This is a genomic window from Candidatus Effluviviaceae Genus V sp., assembly GCA_014728125.1.
In the GTDB taxonomy this organism is placed as follows: domain Bacteria; phylum Joyebacterota; class Joyebacteria; order Joyebacterales; family Joyebacteraceae; genus WJMD01.
The window spans coordinates 1-5,078 of sequence record WJMD01000077.1; the positions used below are offsets into that span (position 1 = coordinate 1).

The 5,078-nt window shown below is 65.6% G+C and carries 4 protein-coding genes; all 4 read right to left on the minus strand.

Annotated features, from left to right (window positions below; translation table 11 throughout):
- Positions 1-34 precede the first annotated feature (34 nt).
- Positions 35-1,093 carry a phosphate ABC transporter substrate-binding protein PstS gene (gene pstS, locus GF405_04260; GenBank protein ID MBD3367379.1) on the minus strand — a complete coding sequence of 353 codons (1,059 nt, stop codon included), beginning with the start codon at positions 1,091-1,093 and terminating at the stop codon, positions 35-37.
- 115 nt (positions 1,094-1,208) lie between these two features.
- The gene (locus tag GF405_04265) at positions 1,209-2,402 is read right to left on the minus strand and encodes a hypothetical protein (GenBank protein MBD3367380.1); all 1,194 of its coding nucleotides are present in this window, start codon (positions 2,400-2,402) and stop codon (positions 1,209-1,211) included.
- A gap of 221 nt (positions 2,403-2,623) precedes the next feature.
- Complete coding sequence (locus GF405_04270) at positions 2,624-4,396, minus strand: HAMP domain-containing protein (protein MBD3367381.1); 1,773 nt, start codon at positions 4,394-4,396, stop codon at positions 2,624-2,626.
- On the minus strand, positions 4,397-5,078 hold a 682-nt coding region (locus tag GF405_04275), incomplete at its 5' end, for a response regulator (GenBank protein MBD3367382.1).

Consider the following 5,078-nt stretch of genomic DNA (forward strand, 5'->3'; position numbering starts at 1 on the left):
ACCCGCCACGCCACCCGTGCCGCAGGGACGAACGCTAGCTCCTGGCCGGCGGACAGACCTGCTCCCCGTCCGCCGTGATCTCACTCCGCCAGGTGTTCCGGACCATCTCGACAACGTTGTCCGGAATCGGAACGTAGTGCTTCTGGATCGCCATCTGGTCGCCGTGGTCGTAGCACCAGTCGAAGAACTCGAGCATGGCCTTCGCCTTCTCAGCGTCGTCCTGCTGCGCGTAGACGAGGATGAACGAGGCGCCGACGATCGGCCAACTCTCCTCACCGGGCTGATCGGTCAGTACGAGGTAGTATCCCTCCGTGTTCTCCCAGTCGGCGTTGGCGGCCGCCGCCTGGAACGACTCGATCGTGGGCTCGACCCACTGCCCGTCGCGGTTCCGGAGCGTGATGTGCGCAAGCTCGTTCTGCACCGCGAAGGCGAACTCGACGTAGCCGACCGAGCCGTTGACGCGCTGAACGTACGCGGCGATGCCGGGGTTCCCCTTCGCACCGACGCCGGTGGGCCAGTTGACGAGCTTCCCGCGACCGATCTTTTCGTGCCAGCTCTCCGAGACCTTGTCGAGGAAATCGGTGAAGATCCACGTCGTGCCCGAGCCCTCGGCGCGATGCACGACGGTGATCGGATCGTTCGGGAGATCGAGATCAGGGTTCAGCGACGTAATGGCCTCGTCGTCCCAGAACGTGATCTCGCCCGCGAAGACCGACGCCAGGACCTCTGTCGAGAGCTGGAGCTCGCCCGGGCCGATTCCTCTGATGTTGCAGATCGGCACAACGCCGCCGATGATCATCGGGAACTGTACAAGACCGGCCTCCTCGAGCTCGGGCCCCTCGACCGGCGCGTCGGTGGCCCCGAAGTCGACGGTCGCATCCTTGATCTGACGGATGCCACCGCTTGAGCCGATGCCCTGGTAGTTCACCTGGACGTTCTTGAGCTGGTTGTACTGGTACATCCAGACGGCGTAGATCGGCTCGGGGAACGTGGCGCCGGCGCCGATGAGCTTCATCTGCGCACTCGCGGGTCCGACGGTGATCGCAAGCAGCAGAACCCCCACGACCGCGGCGGTCCATGTCGCTCTGGTCATTGTCCCTCCCTCGTTGCTCCGACCGGGTGCGCGCACGGACAGCCTACACACCTCTCGTGAGCTCCGTGTCAGAAGCCCGTCAGAAGCGCGTGTCGTACCGGGCTACGTACTCCGATCAGAAATCGAACTGCAGTCTCGTGACGAAGGCATCGGCACAGCCGATCTCCTCGTCGTCCGCGTCCTTCACCATCGCCAGAACGTAGTTGCACATCATCCGCGCGTTCGCGTGGAAGTACCAGTTGACCCCGAGCGACACATCGTCGAGCCGCCCGCCGTAGACGCCGGCGTTCTCGTCGTTGAGGTCGAGGCTCGAGTACCTGATGGCCAGCGCGACCGCGCCGAGGCCGCCGTCCTCGAACAGGACCTCTTCGGGTGCCGTGCGCGACCAGTTGCCTCCGCCGTACGCGCGCCGCTCGCCCGTGACAAAGTACCCCGCCTGCAGGTAGTACCCCGTGAATGCCGCATCATCCTGGAGACCGATGCGATCCGGGTCGACCATCTCGTCCTCGTCGCTCGACACGGCGGCGTTCAGGAACTCGGCGGCGCAATGGAACGGCCCGTAGACGGCCGCGACCTCGCCGCCCAACCTGATGACGTGCTCGACGTTCGCCATCGAACCGGTGTCGATCAGGTAGGCCGACATGTGGTTCTCGGGACGCGCGCGGAAGCGGAGCGACTCCTCCGGCTTCTGATAGTTCCCGGAGAGCCCTATGTGGACGAACATGTTCTCGTCCGGCGCGCCGAACGGCACGAAGGCGAGCCTGCCGGCGAGGCTGTAGTCGTCGTCACCGGACTTCTCCGCCATCGAGTCGGTCGTCAGGAAGAAGCCTGCCTGCCAGAGCCCGCGCCCCTCCATGAAGCCGCGATGCGCCATGAGACCGGCGTTCCGGAACGGCGCCAGCGCCGTCGGAAGCGCCGGCTCCAGGAACGTGTAGTACTTCGAGCTCATCTGTGACTGGAGCCCGACCGGCTCGAAGAAATAGCCGGCGCGCAGGTTGTGAACGACAGGGACCTCGGAGACCTCGAGATAGGAGTGCTTGAGGCAATAGCTGTCGCCGGCAGCGAAGTCCCAGCTCAGCTTGAATGCCATCCTCGGATAGATGTGGCCGGACGCCTCGACGCGCGCCGTGCGCGTCTCGGTGCCGTTCTCGAACACGCCGGCGTACATCTCAAGATCGTCGTCGACGTTCGACCAGGCGCCGGCGTCCCACATGAACCGTCCGCCTATCGTCACATCCTCGACGCCGGCCGCCGCCGTGCTGAAGGACACGCAGAGCGCGAGACCAACGAGAGCAAGAGTCCTCGCCACGATCGCCCCCCTTCAATCGTGAGCCGCCTCAGGGCCACGCTCCACCTCACCGTGGCGACCGGGGCGGTGCCCCGTTCGAGAAGGCGCGGCGGGCGCAGACTCTTCTCTGTTTGAACCCCTCCCGGCAGCGTGCGGCTCGCTCCGTTCCGGGCACAGTAGCCTTATACAATCAGAAGGGGATGAGATGCGTGTTAGGATTGCGTTAGCGGAAAGCAGAAGAGTCAGGGGTTCGGCAAGTAGATGGTGAAGGTGCTGCCCCTCCCGGGCTCGCTCAGGACGGCGATGTGCCCACCATGCGCCTGCACGATGTGCTTCGCGATGGCGAGACCCAGCCCTGTGCCGCCGAGCCGGCGGCTCCTGGCCTTGTCGACCCTGTAGAAGCGCTCGAAGATGCGCTCCAGATGCTCACTGTCGATCCCGGTACCCCGGTCACACACGCGGATGAACACCTCGTCACCGTCCTCGCCGCCCTCGATGTGGACCGTGCTTCCCTGCTCGGAGTACTTGATGGCGTTGTCCAGGAGGTTCGCGACGGCGTGCTCCAGGAGTTGCGGGTTGACCCTCGCGGCGACGGACGGCCCGCAACGCACCGTCACGTCGATGCTCCGCTCCCGAGCCGACGCGGCGAGGTCCTCAACGGCCTTCTCGATGATCTCACGGAGTGCGACGTCCCGCTGTCCCGCGAGCGACTCCTCGGGGTCCTGCTCGATGCGTGACAGATACAGGAGGTCCTCGATGATCGCGTTCAGTCGGTCGACATGCTTCAGGACGATCGTCAGGAATCGCTGCGTCTCTCGCGGCTCCGAGCACGCACCGTCGATGAGCGTCTCAACGAACCCCTTGATGGACGTGATCGGCGTCCGAAGCTCGTGCGACACGTTGGCGACGAAGTCGCGCCGAACGTTCTCAAGCCGTCGCATCCTGGTCATGTCGTTCAGGACGAGAACGGCGCCGACCTGCCGGCCCTGCCCGTCACGGAGTGCCGTTCCATGTGCCTGGAGGTATCTCTCCTCACCGGCTCTCGGCTCGATGCCGGCCTCGACGGCACCGTCGCTCGCCAGCGCCTTGCTCGCCAAGTCCTGAACATCCGTGTTCCGGATGACCTCCTGGATCGGCCGTCCTCTGGCCTTGGTCGCGTCGACGTCGAACATCTCGGCCGCCGCCCGGTTGATGGCGATGATGCGCTCTCCCGGATCGACGGCGATGACGCCCTCCACCATGCTCGAGAAGACCGCCTCAGACTCCGCCCGTTGGTGAGAGATCGTCCGGATCCTCACGTCTAGCTCCGCCGCCATGGCGTTCAGGGACTCCGCGAGACTCGCCAGCTCCTCGGCCTTCGGGACCGGGAGGTCGTGCTGGAGCTCGCCCCTGGCGAAGCGCGTCGCGCCTCGTTCCATGTTCTCCAGCGGGCGCGCGATGCGGCGCGAGACGAAGAAGCTGAGGACCGCGGCCAGAACGATCATGAGGAGGGCCGCCAGACCGATGGGGCGCAGGAGAAGCCCGATCTCCGACTCGACAGCGGTCGTCGGGAGCGAGGTCCTCACGACGGCGGCAACCTCGCCGTCACGCGTGACCGGGACGGCGGCGTAGACCCTCCTGTGCTGCAGCGTGTGACTGAAGCGGCGGGATGAGCCGACCTGCCCCGCGTAGGCCGCGATGATCTCGGGCCTGTCGGCGTGGTTCTCCATGAGGAGCGGGTTCTTATGGGAATCGGCGATGACGACGCCGTTCGGTAGGATGACCGTCACGCGGACACCGGCGCGCTCGGCCAGGTCCGCCGAGATGGCGTTGACCGTGTCGGGAGGGCGGGCGGTGATGTCCGGGCCCAGCCGTTCGACCAGCACCCGGGCGAGCGATTCGAGGTGCAGCGTGGTCTGGTCGTAGTGGAAGTTCGTCAGCGCAACGATGGCGTACCAGCTGACCGCCGCGAGCGTGGCGACCACGAGCAGCAGATACGAGGGAAAGAGGTGCCATACGAGCTTGCGCCTCTTCATCTACTCATCCCGGAACCGATATCCGACCCCCCGGACGGTCTCGATGTAATCGCCGGCATGACCGAGCTTCTTGCGAAGCCCGGCGATCTGGACGTCGACGGCGCGGTCGGTCACAGGGTAGTGCTCCCCGTGAATCTGGTCGACGATCTTGTAGCGGGTGAAGACCCAGCCCGGACGGCGCGCCAGAATGTGCAGGATGCGGAACTCGGTGAACGTGAGGTGGACTGGCTCCCCGTCGACAAGCACCTCGTGACGCCCCGGGTGGATGACGAGGTCGTGGATCTTGATGACCTCCTCCTCCCCCACGGGCGCCTTGGCCTTGCGCCGGAGCACCGCCCGGACGCGCGCCAGCAGAATTCTGGGGCTGAACGGCTTCGTGATGTAGTCGTCGGCGCCGAGCTCCAGCCCGGTGACGATGTCGCTCTCTTCGCCCTTCGCGGACAGGATGACGATCGGCACGTTGGCCGCCCTGGGATCGCTCCTGAGCGTCCGGCAGACCTCGAACCCGTCGATGCCCGGCAGCATGAGGTCAAGGAGGACCAGACCGGGAATGCTCTTCCCGACCGATTCGAGCGCCTCCTCGCCGGTCGTGGCGGCCTTGACGGTGTAGCCTTCCTTCTCGAGGTTGATCCGGACCAGCTCCAGAATGTCCTCGTCGTCCTCGACGACCAGTATGTCCCGC

Bases quoted from the DNA above. Each gene is read 5' to 3' on its own strand.
- pstS (MBD3367379.1), bottom strand. From the start codon at position 1,093: ATGACCAGAGCGACATGGACCGCCGCGGTCGTGGGGGTTCTGCTGCTT.
- GF405_04270 (MBD3367381.1), bottom strand. From the start codon at position 4,396: ATGAAGAGGCGCAAGCTCGTATGGCACCTCTTTCCCTCGTATCTGCTG.